Origin of the sequence: Exiguobacterium sp. s48, assembly GCF_018617395.1 — a bacterium.
In the GTDB taxonomy this organism is placed as follows: Bacteria; Bacillota; Bacilli; order Exiguobacteriales; family Exiguobacteriaceae; genus Exiguobacterium.
The window spans coordinates 1-799 of record NZ_JACSKC010000012.1; the positions used below are offsets into that span (position 1 = coordinate 1).

The window sequence follows — 799 nt, forward strand, 5'->3', positions numbered from 1 at the left end:
AACAAGGTAGCCGTATCGGAAGGTGCGGCTGGATCACCTCCTTTCTAAGGAAAATGCCCATGTGGCATTGCCCATCGTTCAGTTTTGAGAGACCAAAACCTCTCTAAGAGGGCCTATAGCTCAGCCGGTTAGAGCGCACGCCTGATAAGCGTGAGGTCGGTGGTTCGAGTCCACTTAGGCCCACCATTTTTATGAACAATTCCAATACGGGGCCTTAGCTCAGCTGGGAGAGCGCCTGCCTTGCACGCAGGAGGTCAGCGGTTCGATCCCGCTAGGCTCCACTTTTGTTCCTTGAAAACTGAAGATTCATCAAGACATCAAAAACCAATTTCACATATGGTCCGCAATGGACCGTGTGTCTTAGACGCTAGATCAAGGTAGAAAGGGCGTACGGTGGATGCCTTGGCACTAGGAGCCGATGAAGGACGCGACGAACAGCGAAATGCTCTGGGGAGTGGTAAGTACACTTTGATCCAGAGATCTCCGAATGGGGGAACCCACCGCCGGGAGACTGGCGGGACACCCACGTGAATACATAGCGTGGCGTGAGGCATACCCGGGGAACTGAAACATCTAAGTACCCGGAGGAAGAGAAAGAAAATTCGATTCCCTGAGTAGCGGCGAGCGAAACGGGAACAGCCCAAACCAGGAAGCATGCTTCCTGGGGTTGTAGGACACTCTACACGGAGTTACAAAGGGATAGGGTAGGCGAACGACCTGGAAAGGTCGGCCAGAGAAGGTGACGGCCCTGTAGCCGAAACCCCATCCCCTCCAGAGTGGATCCTGAGTACGGCGGGAC

The 799-nt window shown here is 54.2% G+C and carries 2 tRNA genes and 1 rRNA gene; all 3 read left to right on the plus strand.

The features are described 5' to 3' along the window. Nucleotides 1–109: 109 nt before the first annotated feature. Nucleotides 110–186 (plus strand) — tRNA-Ile (locus KNO66_RS14770). A 22-nt stretch (nucleotides 187–208) separates the two neighbouring features. After that, nucleotides 209–281 (plus strand) — tRNA-Ala (locus KNO66_RS14775). A gap of 89 nt (nucleotides 282–370) precedes the next feature. Continuing rightward, a 23S ribosomal RNA gene (locus tag KNO66_RS14780) occupies nucleotides 371–799 on the plus strand; the annotation flags it as partial.